Below are 15,879 nucleotides of genomic sequence, written 5' to 3'. Positions count from 1 at the left end.
TGCTGAATCCGGTTCCCGGCGGCAAAGTCCGGCCGGGATAGAAGCGCGACCGGGGCGGCCACGATGACGATGTCACATTCAGCGACGATCGGCGCAGAGGTGCACGCGGCGCCGAAGGCCAAGGCGCGCAATCTGTCGCTCGATCGTGCCCGCACCTTCCTCACGCTGGTGGTGCTGCTGCACCACGCCGTCATTCCCTACACCTATTTCGGGCACACCGATCCGGCCTTCTGGGCCGGTTTCGACATCGTCGTGCTGGCCACCGACAGCTTCTTCATGGCGATGTTCTTCTTCCTGTCAGGCCTGTTCACCTGGCCGGGCATCGCGCGCAAGGCGCCGTCAGTCTTTCTCCGCGATCGCCTGTTGCGGCTCGGGCTGCCGTTCGCGATCGCGGCGTTCACGGTCATCCCGCTCGCCTATTACGCAATCGCGCTGCGGCACGATCCGGGCCTGGGCTTCGCGGCGTTCTGGTGGAAGACGATCACGGTCGGCCCGTGGCCCAGCGGCCCGATCTGGTTCGTGTGGGTGCTGCTGGCGTTCGACCTGACCGCGAGCCTGCTCTACCGGGTCTCCGCGCATCTGGTCGATCCCGGCAACCGCGTGTCGCTGCGCGGATTCGACCAGCCGGCCGTATTCTGGCTGCTGCTCGTGGTCGTCGCGACAATCGCCTACGTGCCGGCGCTGCTCTATTTCGGCGGCAGCAAATGGTTCGAGTTCGGGCCGTTTTCGGTGCAGGCGAGCCGCGTCCTGCTCTACTTCGCCTATTTCTTCATCGGCGTCAGTGTTGGAGCTGCGAATTTCGATCGCGGTATCCTCAGCGCCGGCGGCCAGTTGCCGAAGCGGCGCTGGCTGTGGGTGCTCGCCACGCTGATCCCCTACTGCCTGATGTGGGGCATGATCTACATCAAGCGCGAAGTTCTGGGCAATCCAGACCCGCAGCCGCACTGGTACCAGGCGATCTACGGCACGTTCTTCGTGCTGTTTTCGGCCGGGATCCTGCTCGCGATCCTCGCCTTCTTCCTGCACCAGAAGTCGCCGGGCCCGAACCTGCTCGACCGCATGCAGGCGGATGCCTACGGCATCTTCCTGGTGCACTACCCGATCGCGTTGTGGATCCAGTACGCGCTGTTCGATTACAGCTGGCCGGCAATCGTGAAAGCCACGATCGGTTTCGTGCTCACGGTGATCCTGAGCTGGGGACTGACTGCGGCCCTGCGGAAAATTCCGGGGGCCTCGCACGTGTTGTGAGGCCAAGCTCTTTCCATTCGTCATTGCGAGGAGCTCTCGCGACGAAGCAATCCAGACTGCGTCCGCGGTGAGACTCTGGATTGCTTCGCTGCGCTCGCAATGACGGACTGTGCGGCAGCGCCCTACGCCGCCTTGCCGCCCATATATTCCGGCAGCCAGCGCTCGAACGAGGTCCGCAGCGTGTCGATCGACACCGGCGCTTCGCCCGCGATTGCGACGGCGGTGCCGCCAGTGGTGCCGATCCGCACACAGGGCACCTCGCAGCCGCGCATCTTGGCGAGCACGCGGCCGGCTTCCGTTTCGGGCACAGTGACGAGATAGCGCGCCTGGTCCTCGCCGAACCAATAGGCCTGCGGCACCAGCGCGGTCGGCGCCGCGAGCAGTTTTGCGCCGATGCCGCTCGCCATCGCCATCTCGGCAAGCGCGATCAGCAGGCCGCCGTCGGAGAGATCGTGCACGGCGGTCGCGGTGCCCGCATGGATCATGCCGCGCACGCAGTCGCCGTTTCGCTTCTCCGCCGCGAGGTCGACCGGCGGGGGCGCACCCTCCTCGCGACCGCAGATGTCGCGCAAGTAAACGGACTGGCCGAGCCAGCCGTGAGTCTCGCCGATCAGGAGGATCGCCTCGCCCTCCGCCTTGAAGGCGAGCGAGGCTGACTTGGTGAAATCGTCGAGCAGGCCGACGCCGCCGATCGAGGGCGTCGGCAGGATCGCGCGGCCATTGGTCTCGTTGTAGAGCGAGACGTTGCCGGACACGACCGGGAAGTCGAGCGTGCGGCAGGCTTCCGAGATGCCCTTCAGGCAGCCGACGAACTGGCCCATGATCTCGGGCCGTTCAGGATTGCCGAAATTGAGATTGTCGGTGATCGCAAGCGGCTTGCCGCCGACCGCGGTGATGTTGCGCCAGGCTTCCGCCACGGCCTGCATGCCGCCCTGATAGGGATCGGCCTCGCAATAGCGCGGCGTCACGTCGACGGTCAGCGCCAGGCCCTTCGGGCCGTCCTGCACGCGCACCACGGCGGCATCGCCGCCGGGGCGCTGCATGGTGTTGCCGAGAATGACGTGGTCGTACTGCTCCCAGACCCAGCGCTTGCTGCACATGTCGGGCGTGCCGATCAGCTTTTCGAGCGCGGCACCGAGACCCATCGGCGCCGGCACCTCGCGCGCATGCACGACCGCCAAGGCGGCGGAGGGGACATGCGGACGGTCATAGAGCGGCGCCTCGTCGCCGAGCTCCTTGATCGGCAAATCGGCCATGACGTCACCGCCATGCTTGACCACAAAGCGCTTGCTCGGCGTGGTGTAGCCGACCACGGCGAAATCCAGGCCCCACTTCTTGAAGATCGCCTCGGCCTCTTTCTCCTTCTCGGGCTTGAGCACCATGAGCATGCGCTCCTGGCTCTCAGAGAGCATCATCTCGTAAGCGCTCATGCCGATCTCGCGCGTCGGCACCGCATCGAGATCGAGATCGACGCCGAGGTCGCCCTTGGCGCCCATCTCGACCGCCGAACAGGTCAGCCCCGCCGCGCCCATGTCCTGGATCGCGATGACGCAGCCCTTCTCCATGATCTCGAGACAGGCCTCCAGCAGCAGCTTTTCGGCAAAGGGATCGCCGACCTGGACGGTCGGACGCTTCTCTTCGGATTTGTCGTCGAACTCGGCCGAGGCCATCGAGGCGCCGTGGATGCCGTCGCGCCCGGTCTTGGAGCCGAGATAGACGATCGGCATGTTCACGCCGGAGGCGGCCGCATAGAATATCTTGTCGGTATCGGCGAGGCCGACCGCCATCGCGTTGACGAGGATGTTGCCGTCATAGCGGGTGTGGAAGCGGACCTGGCCGCCGACCGTCGGCACGCCGAAGGAATTGCCATAGCCGCCGACGCCGGCGACGACACCCGAAACGAGGTGTCGCGTCCTGGCATGCTCGGGCGAGCCGAAGCTCAGCGCGTTGAGGCAGGCGATCGGCCGCGCGCCCATCGTGAAGACGTCGCGCAAGATGCCGCCGACGCCGGTGGTCGCACCCTGGTACGGCTCGATATAGCTTGGGTGGTTGTGGCTCTCCATCTTGAAGACCACGGCCTGGCCGTCACCGATGTCGATCACGCCGGCATTCTCGCCCGGGCCCTGGATCACCCAGGGCGCCTTGGTCGGCAAGCCCTTCAGATGGAGGCGCGAGGATTTGTACGAGCAGTGCTCGTTCCACATCGCCGAGAAGATGCCGAGTTCGGTGAAGGTCGGCTCCCGCCCGATCAGTTTCAGGATGCGCTCATATTCATCGGGCTTGAGCCCGTGGGCGGCAATCAGCTCGGGGGTGATCTTGGGTTCGTTCTTCATGGATTCGAGGCTTTCGACGGCGGTTGGCCGTTCTTAGGAACATCGGACGGCTTGGAAAAGCCCTTTATGGCGCATTTTCCCGCTGTCCCACGTTTTGCGGCCGGGGGCTGCGGGAACAGGAATTGCACAGCGCGGACAGATCGGATTTAAGGGCAAAAGACCCGCAATTGAAGGCCCATTTCCTTGCATGAATTGACCAAAGCGCCCCCGCCTCGCCGCCCCGACCTCCACGTCGCCACCGATGGAGAATTCCAGGGCTGGCGGACCTGGATTCGCGACAGTTTTGAGAGCCATATCGGCCCGTTCTGGCACAAGATCGAGGACGACGGCAGCGTCCGCTCGGCGTTCCGGGTCGAGAAGAAGCACCTCAACGGCTCCGGAAACGTCCATGGCGGCTGCTTCATGGCATTTTCCGACTATTGCCTGTTCGCGATCGCGACTCACGAGCTGGATGGACCAGCCGTGACCACGAATTTCGCCTGCGACTTCCTCGACGCGGCACGCGAGGGCGAACTGATCGAGTGTGTCGGCGAAGTTTCCCGCGCCGGCGGCTCGCTGATCTTCCTGCGCGGCAAGCTGACGTCAGGCGGGCGGCCCCTGTTCACATTCTCCGGCACGATCAAGCGGGTGAAGCGGAAGCCGGCACTGCAGCCAAACGCATAGCTCGCCGCCTTCCCTTTTGGTGCCCCCTCGCCCAGACTTGTGTCCAGCGCTGTCGCGCCGGGGAGCAACATCAAGGTGCCGCAGAGCACACCACCGACGGCTCGCGCCACGGCCTCGCCATTGCCATCCATGCCCGCCGCCGGCGCGCGCAACTGGCGCGACTATGCGCTGCTCGTCGCGCTCGCCTGCTGCTGGAGCTCAACCTATCCGCTGGCCAAGCTCGCGCTGGACACGATCCCGCCCATCACCTTCATCTCAGCGCGGTCGCTGATCGCGGCCGCGTTCCTGTTCGCGATCCTGTGGATGCGCGGCGTCAGGATCCCGACCGACGGGAAGGCTTGGAAGCTGTTCGCAACCCAGCAATTGATCAACTCGACCTTTCCGTTCCTGATCATCACCTGGTCGCAGCAATATGTGCCGGCGTCGAACACGGTGGTGTTGGCTTCGACCACGCCGATCTTCGCCTTTCTGATCACCTCGCTGATCACGCGTCACGAGCCGGCAACGCTGCTGAAGTTCGCGGGCGCGCTCCTCGGCCTTGCCGGCACCATCGTCATCGTGGGCCTGGATGCGCTGCGCGGCTTCGGCAGCGAGATCGTGGCCGAGATCGCCATCCTGCTCGCCACCATCTCGTTCGCCTGCGCCACGATCTTCGGCCTGCGGCTGTCCGAATACGACCCGATGGTGGTGGCGGCCGGCTCACTCCTATTCGGCGGCCTCGTGCTGCTGCCGCCCTCGCTGATCATCGACCAGCCCTGGACGCTGCACCCGACGCCGACCGCGATCACAGCCACCATCGTCATGGGCATCGTCTCCAGCGCCCTGGGGCTCATGCTGTTCTACATGTGCCTGGGACGGCTCGGCACGCTGACGACGAATGCGCAGGGCTATCTGCGCATTCCGATCGGCGTGGGCCTCTCCGTGCTGCTGCTCGGCGAGAGCGTGCCCTCGAACCTGGCGCTGGGACTGGTGCTGGTCATGGCGGGCGTCGCCGCGATGACGGTGCCGGCGGAGCGGCTGAAGAGGCGCTAGCTATGGCTTGGCGTCGTCCGCCAGCATCTTGCGGTACTTCTCGACGTCGCGCGTCACGAGCTTCTGGAGCACCTCGGGCGTGTGCTCGTCGGCATCGGGGGCCACGGTCGAGAGGTCGGCAAAGCGCTTCTTCACCGCGTCGGTTTCCACCGCCGTGCGTGCAGCTGCATTCAGCTTGGCGATGATTGCCGGAGGCGTGCCCTTGGGCGCGAACAGGCCGTTCCAGCCCTGCGCTTCGAATTCGGGCAGGCCGGCTTCGGCTGACGTCGGCAGGTCGGGCACTGTGGCGAGCCGGACGGTCGAGCCGACCACGAGCCCGCGCGCCAGCTTCTCGTTGATCGACTGCGAGACCGAGGCTGCCGCATCGCAGACGCCGTCGATCTGGCCGCCGATCGCATCGGTGAGCGCGGGCGCGGCGCCGCGATAGCCGACCAGCGTCGCGTCGATGCCGGCGGCCGTGATGAAGCTCTTGCAGATCAGGTAATTCGAAGAGCCGACGCCGGCATGGCCGAGATTGATCTTGCCCGGGTTGGCCTTGGCGTAGGCGATGAACTCTTTCAGGTCCTTTGCCGGAAAATCCTTGCGCACGGCGATGATGCCGAACGTCTTCGCCACCATGGCGATCGGCACGAAGGAGTCCGGCGTGAACGGCAGTTTTGGATAGATCGTATAGGTCGCGGCGTTGGTGCCTGCATTGCCGATTGCAATGGTGTAGCCGTCAGGCTCGGCACGGGAGGCGCGCGCCAGTGCGGTCGAGCCGCCGGCGCCGGCGACGTTCTCGATCACGATCGTCTGGCCGAGCGCGATGCCCATCTGCTCGGCAACCGTGCGCGCGATCACGTCGGACGTGCCGCCGGCCGCGAACGGCACGATCATGGTGACCGGACGCTTGGGGAAGTCCTGCGCGAACGCGGCCGTCGAGAGCGTAACGACGGCGACAGCGGCCGACAGCCGCTTCAGCACGGACCTAATCACGCGGCCTTTTCCAGATGCGCGGTGAGGCCGGCGAACAGGCCGCGGCCGTCGGTGCAGCCCATAATGTCTTCGACGTGGTTTTCCGGATGCGGCATCATGCCGAGCACGTTGCCCTTGTCGTTGACGATGCCGGCGATGGATTGCGCGGCGCCATTGATGTTGCTGATATCGTCGATCGCACCGTCGGCCGAGCAATAGCGGTAAAGCACGCGACCGTCACCTTCGAGCCGCTTGATGGTCTCCGCGTCCGCCGCATAATTGCCCTCGCCGTGCGCGATGGGCACGCGGATCACCTGCCCGGCATTGTAGCCGCGGGTGAACGGCGTGTCGGAGCGCTCGACGCGGAGATGCACGTCGTGGCAGATGAATTTCAGCCGCGCATTGCGCATCAGGACGCCGGGCAAGAGGCCGGACTCGCAGAGGATCTGAAAGCCGTTGCAGACGCCGAGCACAAGGCCGCCCTTGGCCGCATAGTCGCGCACCGCGTCCATCACCGGTGCCCGCGCCGCAATCGCGCCGCAGCGCAGATAATCGCCATAGGAGAACCCACCGGGCACCACCACGAGGTCGGTGCCATCAGGCAGCGACGTCTCGGCGTGCCAGACCATCGCGGGCTCGCTGCCCGAGATCAGCCTCAAGGCGCGCGCCATGTCGCGCTCACGGTTGATTCCGGGAAAGACGAGGATGGCGGCTTTCATGGCAGAGGTTCCGAACGAGGATTGGATGGGGCTGGCACGGCTGCCAAATCGCCAGCAGACATATCCATTTGACGGGGATTTTACCAGTGCTAGCCTCGGCAGCGAGCGTTGTGCACAGGCCATAGCCCGCCATTCGGCCGATCGATTCGCCCGGGATTAAAGCCATGAATGTCCCGTCGCTGCCCACATTCCCCTCCGAGCCGGTGTCCACCGAGGGCGTCATCGCCGCCGGTGCCTATGTCGATGGCCGGCGCGTCGCCAATATCGCCATCAGCGAAGCCTCGAGCTGGCGGGCGAAGCCCGGCCACGTGGTCTGGATCGGGCTGCACGAGCCCGATATGGCGCTGCTCAGCGCGGTGCAGAAGCAGTTCGACCTGCACGAGCTCGCCATCGAGGACGCCAACCACGCCCATCAGCGACCGAAGATCGAGCAATATGGCGAGGCCCTGTTCATCGTGGCGCGGACCGCGCAACTGATCGAGGGCCGGATCGCCTTCGGCGAGACGCACATCTTCGTCGGCGAAGGCTATCTGGTCTCGGTGCGCCACGGCGCGTCGACGTCCTACACGCCGGTGCGCGAACGCTGCGAAAGCTGCCCGCGAGCGCTCGCGCGCGGCGAGGACTACATCCTCTACGCCATCCTCGATTTTATCGTCGACAACTACTCGCCCGTGCTCGAGAGCATTCACGAAGAAGTCGAGAGCATTGAGGATGACGTGCTCTCCAAGGCGATCAGCAAGGCGCAGATCGAACGGCTCTATATGCTGCGCCGCGACCTCTTGCGGCTCCGGACCGCGATCGGCCCTCTGGTCGAGGTCTGCCGCCGGCTCGAGCATGACGAGCTGGCGATGGTGCGCGCGACGATGCAGCCGCTGTTCCGCGACGTCACCGACCATGTCAGGAATATCCAGGAACGGATCGATTCGATGCGCGAGGTGCTGGCCTTCGCCTTTGAAGCGAGCCTGCTGGTCGGCCAGGCCCAGGAGACGGCGGTCTCCAAGAAGCTTGCCTCCTGGCTCGCGATCATCGCGATCCCGACCGCGCTGGCCGGCATCTACGGCATGAACTTCAAGCACATGCCGGAGCTGGACTGGGAGTACGGCTATTACACGCTGCTCGGCGTGATGCTGACGGCCTGCGGCTCGCTGTACTGGCGTTTTCGTCGGGTCGGGTGGCTGTGAGCCATCCCGGTCACCCGATCAGCTCGACCCGATAATTCTCGATCACGGTGTTCGCCAAAAGCTTGTCGGCGGCGTCCTTCAACGCCGCCTCCGCCTTCGCCTTGTCCGCGCCGGCGAGCTCGATGTCGAACACCTTGCCCTGGCGAACGCTGGCGACGCCGTCGACGCCGAGCGACTTCAACGCACCCTCGATCGCCTTGCCCTGCGGATCGAGGATGCCCGTTTTCAACGTAACGGTAACACGTGCCTTCACGTCAGATCCCTCTTAGCTCTTCACGAGCACCGGGCCGGAGCCCGCCGGACGCTCGTTCTCCATGAGAATGCCGAGACGCTTGGCGACTTCGGTATAGGCCTCGAGCAGCCCACCGAGATCCCTACGGAAACGGTCCTTGTCGAGCTTCTCGTTCGACTTGATGTCCCACAGGCGGCAGCTATCCGGCGAGATCTCGTCGGCGACGATGATCCGCATCATATCGTTCTCGAACAGCCGGCCGCACTCCATCTTGAAGTCGACGAGGCGGATGCCGATGCCGAGGAAGAGACCGGTGAGGAAGTCGTTGACACGGATGGCAAGCGCCATGATGTCGTCGATCTCCTGCGGCGTCGCCCAGCCGAAAGCGGTGATGTGCTCTTCCGACACCATGGGGTCGTTGAGCTGGTCGTTCTTGTAGTAGAACTCGATGATCGAGCGGGGCAGCTGCGTGCCCTCCTCGATGCCGAGGCGCTGCGACAGCGAGCCGGCGGCAACGTTCCGCACCACCACTTCCAGCGGCACGATCTCGACTTCGCGAATCAACTGCTCGCGCATGTTGAGGCGGCGGATGAAATGGGTCGGCACCCCGATGTCGTTGAGGTGCTGAAACAGGTACTCCGAGATCCGGTTGTTGAGGACACCCTTGCCCTCGATCACCTGATGCTTTTTCGCATTGAACGCGGTGGCGTCATCCTTGAAGTGCTGGATCAGGGTACCGGGCTCCGGGCCTTCGTAAAGAACCTTTGCCTTGCCTTCATAAATGCGACGCCGACGGCTCATGGGGATGTACCGTGTTTTGTTGAAATCCATGTATTTGGTGTGCTCCGGTTGACGAGACTACGACCCACAGCGGAGCTGCCGTGAACAGCCTGGAACCCGAGAAAACAGAACGGGAACCCAGCCTGAGGCAACCTATCCGATTGGCTCCCCCAGCACAATCGATCCAGCCGTCCGGCATCAAACTTATACCGCCTTGCCTGCGGCTTAACGGCTCGTTGTTTTGCCGATTCGTGCCCCCTATCTAGGCATGCACCGGGGCTCTCGCAACGAGGGCCAGCCGGGTCCAGTCAGCAGGGAATTGGAAAAGGCATGAGCACGTTGGACAAGCGCGAGGAAGGCTTCGAGAAGAAGTTCGCCCTCGACGAGGAGCAGAAATTCAAGGCGGAAGCCCGCCGCAACCGGCTGCTCGGTCTGTGGGCGGCCGAAAAGCTCGGCATCACCGGCGATGCCGCCACGGCCTATGCCAAGGAGGTGGTCGCGGCCGATTTCGAGGAAGCCGGTGACGCCGACGTCCTGCGCAAGGTCATGGCCGATTTCGCCGCCAAGAACGTGGCCGTCACCGAACAGGCGATTCGCGCCAAGATGAACGAGCTGATCGCGGTGGCGGCGGCCGAGGTGAAGGCCGGGAAATAAGGCGAAAGAGGCATCCGCCCACACTGTCATTCCGGGGCGGTCCACAGGACCGAACCCGGAATCTCGAGATTCCGGATCGCCGCTATCGCGGCGTCCGGAATGACGGAGGGATCGCTATCCCTCCTTGAAGCCATATTCCGGCACATTGCCGCTGGCGCCGTAATATTTGTACGGCAGGAATTTGCCGCTCATGGTGATCTTGACGCGGTCGCCCTTCGGATTGGGCAGGCGCTCCATCACCATGTCGAAATCGATCGCCGACATGATGCCGTCGCCGTACTCCTCCTCGATCAGCGCCTTCCAGGCCGGACCGTTGACCATGACCAGCTCGTAGAAGCGATAGATCAAGGGATCGGTCGGCGGCATCGGCATGCCGCGCATCGGCGTCTCGTTCAGCATCGTGGTTTCGGCCTTCGTCAGGCCGAATAGTTCAGCGGCGTTGGCGGCCTGCGGCTTGGTCAATTTCATTTGGCCGAGGATCGCACCTGTTATCAGCACCTCGGAATAGCCGCCGATCTGCTCGCAGATGTATTTCCAGGTCCAGCCCTTCTCGCGCTTGATGTCGAGCAGCTTCTCGGTGAGGTCTTCGCGTTTCATGTCAGGGTCTCCTTGGCTGTCGTCATGCCCGGCCTTGTCCCGGGCATCCACGTTCTTGGCTGTACTAGGAAGACGTGGATGGCCGGGCCAAGCCCGGCCACGACGTCTCATTGAGCGGCTCCGACTTGGCGTCAGACGCGATCGTCAATCCGGGCTTGCCGATACGCACCACCGGCACATTGCGCGGATCGTGACCAGGCGTCTCGGCGGCGAAAGTCTTGCTGCGCATCACCAGGAAATCAACGATGTGGTTGCGCAGCGCGTAGTAAAGCGGATGGCGGTGCAAATCGATGCGGCCGCGGTCCCGCGGCAGCGGGTTCTCGACCACTTCCGCGAGCACCGCGCCGGGACCGTTGGTCATCAGGAAGATCTTGTCGGCGAGATAGATCGCCTCGTCGACGTCATGGGTGATCATGAATGCGGTCTGCCCGGTCTCGAGACAGATGCGCCGCACCTCGTCCTGCAGCGTGCCCCGCGTCAGCGCGTCGAGTGCCGAGAACGGCTCGTCCATCAGCATCATCTTTGGCGTGATGGAGAGCGCACGCGCGATGCCGACGCGCTGCTTCATGCCGCCGGAAAGCTCGGAAGGTCGCTTGTGTTCCGAACCCGTCAGACCGACGAGATCGATAAACGTCTGCGCATGCGCCTTCACCCTGGCGCGATCCCAGCTCCGCCATTTCGAGCTCACGGCGTAGGCGACGTTGCCGAGCACGGTGCGCCAGGGAAGCAACGCATGGCTCTGGAAGATCACGGCGCGGTCGAGGCTCGTCCCTGAAATGGCCTGCCCGTCGACGATCACCGCGCCCTCGCTCGGCGCATCGAGGCCGGCGAGGATGTTGAGCACCGTGGTCTTGCCGCAGCCGGAATGGCCGATCACGCAAGCGAACTCGCCGCGCGCCATCGACAGCCACAGATTCTCGAAGATCGTCGTCGTCACGCCGCCCGCGCCCGGATAGCGCTTGGCGATTGCTTCGATGGAGACGAATTTATCGGTCACAGCCCTACTCCGGAAACGTGACCATGCGCGTGAAACGCGCGAGGATCTGGTCGAGCAACATGCCGACGACCCCGATCAGCAGGATCGCGATGATGACGTTGGTGATCGAGAGGTTATTCCACTCGTTCCAGACGAAATAGCCGATGCCGGTGCCGCCGACGAGCATTTCGGCCGCGACGATTACCAGCCACGCAATGCCAATCGAGATACGCATGCCGGTCAGGATGGTCGGCGCCGCCGCCGGCAGGATCACGGTGAAGGCACGCCTAATCGTTCCGACTTCGAGCGTTCGCGCGACGTTGATCCATTCCTTGCGTACGCTCGCGACCCCGAACACGGTGTTGAGCAGCATCGGCCAGATCGAGCAGATGAAGATGACGAAGATCGCGGAGATCGAGGAATCCTTGATGGTGTAGAGCGCGAGCGGCATCCACGCCAGCGGCGAGATCGGCTTCAACACCTGGATGAAGGGATCGAGCGCCTTGCTGAGCAGCGGCGACATGCCGATGAGAAAGCCGAGCGGAATCGCGACCAGCACCGCCAGCAGATAGCCGGTGCCGACGCGCGCAATGGAATAACCGAGCTGGATGCCGAGCCCCTTGTCGTTCGGCCCGTTGTCGTAGAACGGGCTCTTCACATGCTCCCAGAGTTTTGCGCCGACATCGAACGGCCCGGGCATGGCGGATTTGCCCTGCGTCGCGGTCAGGCCCATCAGCTTGGCGTATTCCGGGCTCATCGTGGTCACCGGTGCCGAAGAGCGCACGGCGAGATGCCAGACCCCGAGGAACGCGACGAGCAGCACGATCGAGACGAGGCCGGCGCGGAGACGAAGGGAGGCGGTCATGCAGCAAGACCTCTCCACCCGTCGTCCCGGCGAAGGCCGGGACCCATACCGCGTGATCCAGCGGAGTCGAAAGGTCGTAGTACCGAACAACGTATATTCGCCAAACTCCGCCCTGGGGTTATGGGTCCCGGCCTTCGCCGGGACGACAGCGGAGGCACATCGCGGCCGCTCACGACGCCTTCCTGATCTTGAAGCCCGCCAGATAATCCTCCGGCTTGGCCGGATCGAAGGTCTTGCCCATCACCGCGAACGATTTGTAGCTGCTGGTTGGCGGCGCAAGTCCCATCTCGGTCATCAGCTTCCTGGTGTCGGTGGCGAGATAGACCTGCTCGGCGACCGCCTTGTAGTCGACGTCGCCCTTGATCTGGCCCCAGCGCTTCATCTGCGTCAGCATCCACACCGCAAAGGACTGCCAGGGGAACGGGTCGAAATCGACGCGCTTTTCATCCGTCTTCACGCCGCCGAGGCCGTCGGCATAGGTGCCGGTCAGGACCTGTTCCAGCACCGTCACCGGCGCGTTGATGTAGTTCGCCGGCGCGATTGCCTCGGCGATCTGCTTGCGATTCTCCGCCTTGGACGCATAGGCGGTGGCATCGACGATCGCGCGCGTCAGCGCGGCAAAGCTGTTCGGCGCCGTCGTGATGAACTCGCGGCTGGCGGCAAAGCTGCAGCAGGGATGGCCGTCCCAGATTTCCTTGGACAAGAGATGCATGAAGCCGACGCCGTCATAGATCGCGCGCTGGCAGATGTTGTCGGGCGCGAGGAAGCCGTCGATGTTGTCGGCGCGCAGGTTTGCCACCATTTCCGGCGGCGGTACCGAACGCAGCTGCACGTCGGTGTCGGGGTCGATCCCGTGTTCGGCGAGATAGTAGCGCAGCAGATAATTGTGCATGGAATAGTCGAAGGGGATGGCGAACTTCATGCCCTTCCAGTCCTTCGGGTCGCGCTTGTCCTTGTGCTTGCTCGCCAGCACGATGCCCTGCCCGTTGATATTCTCGATCGCAGGTACAGCGAACGGAATCGCGTTGGCACCCAAGCCCAGCGAGATCGCGAGCGGCATCGGCGCCAGCATGTGCGCGGCGTCGTATTCCTTGTTGATGGTCTTGTCGCGGATCACGGCCCAGCCGGCCGTCTTGACCACGTCGACGTTGAGGCCGTGCTTGGCATAGAAGCCCAGCGGCGCCGCCATGATGATCGGCGTCGCGCAGGTGATCGGGATGAAGCCGACCTTGAGGTCCTTCTTTTCCGGCGCGCCGGCTTGCGCAAAGACTTCGGTGGCGGTCTGAAGCGGGAAAAACTGCGACAGCGCCGCCAGCGCGGTGGAGGCCCCGACCGATTTCAGAAACGCGCGCCGCGCCAGATCCTGCGGAAAGATCGCGCGCATCACGGCGGAAGCGACGACGCCCTCGTAGCGCTTCTCTTCGCTCTCGACGGGAGCGCAGCGCAATGCGGTTGCTTGCTCATGCTCCGCTGCGGATTGATGCTGACCACAGGCACAGCCGGCTCGCAGGTTGCGATCGGGATCAAACGGATTGTCGAAAGTGGACATCGGACCTCCTGCGCGTCATTTGCGAGGAGAATTACGCAAGGAGCATGCCACCGCCCTCTGGCCGGCCAGTTGCCTTGATGACGCAGCACTTTCGCTCGCGCTTGGTCATTACGAAAATTCGTGATAAACGATATTTCGTAGCTGAATAACGAGATTTCGTAATGGCAATGACGCCAATACTCGCCCACGACGATGTGGTCCTGACCATCGATCCGCGCGTCGCAGCCTTCGAATCCTCGGTCGAGGCGACGCTGCTGGTCGACCCCTTCGGCGACCAGATCGTGGATGCCAATCCCGCCGCCTGCGCCCTGCTCGGCTACGACCGCGCGCTGCTGCGCCAGACCAGCGCGAGCACGCTGCATGCCGGCGAGCTTCCGGCGCTGACCGTGTTCACCCAGGCCGTGCTGCACAAGGGCGCCTACTGGACCACAGCGCTCAACCCACGCCATGCCACCGGGCAAAATCTCCGGCTCGAATATGCCGGCTGCGTCCTGCCCCATGATGGGCGCACGCTGGTCCAGCTCACCCTCACCGATCTCGACGCGCGCCGCCGCCGCAATGTCGATGCCGCCGCTGAAGACCATATGCGCAGCGGCATCTCGACTTGGCAGCGGGTCGAGCGCGTGTTCCAGGACATCGAGCGCGAGAACCAGCTGATCCTGCGCGCCGCCGGCGAAGGCATTTACGGCGTCAACGCGGAAGGCAAGACCACCTTCGTGAACCCCGCCGCCGAGCGGATGCTGGGCTGGACTGCCGAGGAGCTGGTCGGCAAGGAAATCCATCCCATCATGCACCACACCCACCATGACGGGCGGCACTATCACAACCATGATTGCCCGATCTACGCGGCGTTCCGCGACGGCGCCGTGCACCAGGTCGACGGCGAGGTATTCTGGCGCAAGGACGGCTCGCCGGCCTGGGTCGAATATACCTCCACGCCGATCCGCGACCGCGGCGTGGTGGTCGGTGCCGTCGTGGTGTTTCGCGACGTCAGCCAGCGCCGCGAGGCCGACGAGAAGCTGCACGCCGCGCTCGCCGAGGTCGATCGCCTGCGCGAACGTCTCGAGCTCGAAAACGCCTACCTCCAGGAAGAAATCCGCATCGAGACCAATCCGCGCGGCATCATCGGTGGCAGCGAGGCGATCCAGACCACGCTGCGCCAGGTCAAGCTGGTGGCACCGACCAGCGCGGCGGTGATGATCACCGGGGAATCCGGCACCGGCAAGGAGCTGATCGCGCGCGCCATCCACGAGGATTCCACCCGCAGTGACCGGCCGCTGATCCGCGTCAATTGCGCCGCGATCCCGCGCGAATTGTTCGAGAGCGAGTTCTTCGGCCATGTCCGCGGCGCCTTCACCGGCGCGACGCGCGACCGCATCGGCCGCTTCGAGCTTGCTGATGGCGGCACGCTGTTCCTCGATGAGGTCGGCGAGATCCCGCTCGAATTGCAAGGCAAGCTGCTGCGTGTGTTGCAGGAGGGCAATTTCGAGCGCGTCGGCCAGGAGCGCACCCGCGCGGTCGACGTCCGCGTCATCGCCGCGACCAACCGCGACCTCAAGCAGGAGGTGCAGCGCGGGCGTTTTCGCGAGGACCTCTATTTCCGCCTCAACGTGTTTCCGATCGAGACGGTGCCGCTGCGCGAACGGCGCGAGGACATTGCGCTGCTCGCCCAGCATTTTCTGACCCGCGAGAGCAAGGCGCTGAAATCCAATCTGCGCCTGTCGGAAGGCGATGCGCGGCGGCTGACGCGCTATGACTGGCCGGGCAATGTCCGCGAACTACAGAACGTGATCGAGCGCGCCGCGATCCTGTCGCAGAACGGCCGTTTGCGGATCGATCTGCCCGACTCCTCCGGCACGCAGGCCCCAGCCGGCGCCGCGCGGCAGAAGGCTGACGCACGGCCCGCTGTGATGACGTCATCCGAAATGCGCGACCACGAGCGCGCCAACATCCTGGCCGCGCTCGAAGGCTGCGCCGGAAAAGTGTTCGGCCCCGGTGGCGCGGCCGAGATGCTGGATATCAAGCCGACCACGCTGGCCTCGCGGATCAAGGCGCTGGGAATCGCGCCCCGTCCGCGGGCCGGCGGTTAGCGGCGA

15 protein-coding genes are annotated in these 15,879 nt (G+C 64.4%); 6 read left to right on the top strand and 9 right to left on the bottom strand.

The window, feature by feature from the left end:
* Positions 1–69 precede the first annotated feature (69 nt).
* Positions 70–1,248, top strand: a complete 1,179-nt coding sequence (locus tag GWG67_RS15055; RefSeq protein ID WP_275170205.1) for an acyltransferase — start codon at positions 70–72, stop codon at positions 1,246–1,248.
* 122 nt (positions 1,249–1,370) lie between these two features.
* On the opposite strand, the gene purL is transcribed toward GWG67_RS15055, so the two are convergent.
* Complete coding sequence (gene purL, locus GWG67_RS15050) at positions 1,371–3,581, bottom strand: phosphoribosylformylglycinamidine synthase subunit PurL (RefSeq protein WP_275170073.1); 2,211 nt, start codon at positions 3,579–3,581, stop codon at positions 1,371–1,373.
* A gap of 183 nt (positions 3,582–3,764) precedes the next feature.
* Between purL and GWG67_RS15045 the strand changes: the two genes are divergently transcribed.
* Both GWG67_RS15045 and GWG67_RS15040 read left to right on the top strand, forming a co-directional pair.
* The gene (locus GWG67_RS15045; RefSeq protein ID WP_275170072.1) at positions 3,765–4,244 is read left to right on the top strand and encodes a PaaI family thioesterase; all 480 of its coding nucleotides are present in this window, start codon (positions 3,765–3,767) and stop codon (positions 4,242–4,244) included.
* A 75-nt stretch (positions 4,245–4,319) separates the two neighbouring features.
* A complete protein-coding gene (locus GWG67_RS15040) occupies positions 4,320–5,276 on the top strand; it encodes a DMT family transporter (protein WP_275170071.1) in 957 nt (318 codons plus the stop codon).
* Here GWG67_RS15040 and GWG67_RS15035 read toward each other — a convergent pair whose 3' ends face one another.
* Both GWG67_RS15035 and purQ read right to left on the bottom strand, forming a co-directional pair.
* Entirely contained in the window at positions 5,277–6,251 is a 975-nt protein-coding gene (locus GWG67_RS15035) for a tripartite tricarboxylate transporter substrate binding protein BugD (RefSeq protein WP_275170070.1), read from the bottom strand.
* Positions 6,248–6,949, bottom strand: coding sequence for a phosphoribosylformylglycinamidine synthase subunit PurQ (gene purQ / locus GWG67_RS15030; protein ID WP_247362452.1), 702 nt, complete (start codon positions 6,947–6,949; stop codon positions 6,248–6,250). Before purQ ends, GWG67_RS15035 begins: the two co-directional genes overlap by 4 nt.
* 164 nt (positions 6,950–7,113) lie before the next feature.
* On the opposite strand from purQ, the gene GWG67_RS15025 reads away from it, so the two are divergent.
* A complete protein-coding gene (locus GWG67_RS15025; protein ID WP_275170069.1) occupies positions 7,114–8,130 on the top strand; it encodes a magnesium and cobalt transport protein CorA in 1,017 nt (338 codons plus the stop codon).
* Between the two features lie 10 nt (positions 8,131–8,140).
* Here the strand turns inward: GWG67_RS15025 and purS are convergent, their stop codons facing one another.
* The gene (gene purS / locus GWG67_RS15020) at positions 8,141–8,383 is read right to left on the bottom strand and encodes a phosphoribosylformylglycinamidine synthase subunit PurS (RefSeq protein WP_007602264.1); all 243 of its coding nucleotides are present in this window, start codon (positions 8,381–8,383) and stop codon (positions 8,141–8,143) included.
* Positions 8,384–8,395: 12 nt separating this feature from the next.
* A complete protein-coding gene (purC, locus tag GWG67_RS15015; RefSeq protein ID WP_171944915.1) occupies positions 8,396–9,163 on the bottom strand; it encodes a phosphoribosylaminoimidazolesuccinocarboxamide synthase in 768 nt (255 codons plus the stop codon).
* A gap of 309 nt (positions 9,164–9,472) precedes the next feature.
* On the opposite strand from purC, the gene GWG67_RS15010 reads away from it, so the two are divergent.
* Positions 9,473–9,796 carry a DUF1476 domain-containing protein gene (locus tag GWG67_RS15010; RefSeq protein ID WP_018455521.1) on the top strand — a complete coding sequence of 108 codons (324 nt, stop codon included), beginning with the start codon at positions 9,473–9,475 and terminating at the stop codon, positions 9,794–9,796.
* A gap of 114 nt (positions 9,797–9,910) precedes the next feature.
* Here the strand turns inward: GWG67_RS15010 and cynS are convergent, their stop codons facing one another.
* The 4 genes from cynS to GWG67_RS14990 all read right to left on the bottom strand — a co-directional run bounded on the left by cynS (position 9,911) and on the right by GWG67_RS14990 (position 13,783).
* Positions 9,911–10,393, bottom strand: a complete 483-nt coding sequence (cynS, locus tag GWG67_RS15005; RefSeq protein WP_007612142.1) for a cyanase — start codon at positions 10,391–10,393, stop codon at positions 9,911–9,913.
* 64 nt (positions 10,394–10,457) lie between these two features.
* Positions 10,458–11,390 (bottom strand): ABC transporter ATP-binding protein, encoded by a 933-nt coding sequence (locus GWG67_RS15000; RefSeq protein ID WP_275170068.1) that lies wholly within the window; start codon positions 11,388–11,390, stop codon positions 10,458–10,460.
* 4 nt (positions 11,391–11,394) lie between these two features.
* Positions 11,395–12,234 carry a nitrate ABC transporter permease gene (gene ntrB, locus GWG67_RS14995; protein WP_275170067.1) on the bottom strand — a complete coding sequence of 280 codons (840 nt, stop codon included), beginning with the start codon at positions 12,232–12,234 and terminating at the stop codon, positions 11,395–11,397.
* Positions 12,235–12,403: 169 nt separating this feature from the next.
* Positions 12,404–13,783: a CmpA/NrtA family ABC transporter substrate-binding protein gene (locus GWG67_RS14990; protein WP_275170066.1), complete on the bottom strand. Its 1,380-nt coding sequence runs from the start codon at positions 13,781–13,783 to the stop codon at positions 12,404–12,406.
* A gap of 161 nt (positions 13,784–13,944) precedes the next feature.
* Between GWG67_RS14990 and GWG67_RS14985 the strand changes: the two genes are divergently transcribed.
* Positions 13,945–15,873, top strand: a complete 1,929-nt coding sequence (locus GWG67_RS14985) for a sigma 54-interacting transcriptional regulator (RefSeq protein WP_275170065.1) — start codon at positions 13,945–13,947, stop codon at positions 15,871–15,873.
* Positions 15,874–15,879: the final 6 nt, after the last annotated feature.

The sequence above is a fragment of the Bradyrhizobium sp. CSS354 genome, from assembly GCF_029051725.1.
GTDB lineage: Bacteria > Pseudomonadota > Alphaproteobacteria > Rhizobiales > Xanthobacteraceae > Bradyrhizobium.
The sequence above is the reverse complement of the archived record's forward strand: the minus strand, read 5'-3'. Positions and strand labels throughout refer to the sequence as shown.

Bases quoted from the DNA above. Each gene is read 5' to 3' on its own strand.
- cynS (WP_007612142.1), bottom strand. From the start codon at position 10,393: ATGAAACGCGAAGACCTCACCGAGAAGCTGCTCGACATCAAGCGCGAG.
- purC (WP_171944915.1), bottom strand. From the start codon at position 9,163: ATGAGCCGTCGGCGTCGCATTTATGAAGGCAAGGCAAAGGTTCTTTAC.
- GWG67_RS14985 (WP_275170065.1), top strand. From the start codon at position 13,945: ATGGCAATGACGCCAATACTCGCCCACGACGATGTGGTCCTGACCATC.
- purQ (WP_247362452.1), bottom strand. From the start codon at position 6,949: ATGAAAGCCGCCATCCTCGTCTTTCCCGGAATCAACCGTGAGCGCGAC.
- ntrB (WP_275170067.1), bottom strand. From the start codon at position 12,234: ATGACCGCCTCCCTTCGTCTCCGCGCCGGCCTCGTCTCGATCGTGCTG.
- purL (WP_275170073.1), bottom strand. From the start codon at position 3,581: ATGAAGAACGAACCCAAGATCACCCCCGAGCTGATTGCCGCCCACGGG.
- GWG67_RS14990 (WP_275170066.1), bottom strand. From the start codon at position 13,783: ATGTCCACTTTCGACAATCCGTTTGATCCCGATCGCAACCTGCGAGCC.
- GWG67_RS15010 (WP_018455521.1), top strand. From the start codon at position 9,473: ATGAGCACGTTGGACAAGCGCGAGGAAGGCTTCGAGAAGAAGTTCGCC.
- GWG67_RS15025 (WP_275170069.1), top strand. From the start codon at position 7,114: ATGAATGTCCCGTCGCTGCCCACATTCCCCTCCGAGCCGGTGTCCACC.
- GWG67_RS15055 (WP_275170205.1), top strand. From the start codon at position 70: ATGTCACATTCAGCGACGATCGGCGCAGAGGTGCACGCGGCGCCGAAG.